The following is a 357-nucleotide window of genomic DNA, read 5'->3' as shown; positions in this document are numbered from 1 at the left end:
GTATTCCCTAAGGGAGTGCCGATCGGAACTGTGGGATCCATACCCTCCTCGGGCAGTACCAGCTTCGTCGTGAATACCGTTGTCTCGGTGGGTCCGTAGCCGTTGATGACGCGTACCCCTGGTAGCAGGGCCCTGGTCCGTTCCACGATCTGCGGTGTCAACGGCTCACCGATAAAGATGATGGTGTCGGCGGCGATGCGCAGGGCGGGGTGGTCGAGCACTTCGGCGAACGCCGACGGTACCGTGCTGATCACGCCCCCGGACCAGCCGTCCTGTTCGGTGAGGACCAGCACATCCCGCACCACCTCCACCGTCCCGCCCCCGCACAGGGTCGGGAATATTTCCAGGACAGAGACA

The 357-nt window shown here is 63.3% G+C and carries 1 protein-coding gene; it reads right to left on the bottom strand.

Going from position 1 to position 357, the window contains the following annotated elements; translation table 11 throughout:
• Positions 1-302: AMP-binding protein (locus ACX4ZE_RS23225; RefSeq protein WP_480275596.1), on the bottom strand; the 302-nt coding region annotated here is incomplete at its 3' end.
• Between the last annotated feature and the right edge of the window lie 55 nt (positions 303-357).

Source organism: Nocardia sp. TBRC8007, assembly GCF_056629435.1.
This window is presented reverse-complemented; position numbering and strand designations above follow the sequence as displayed.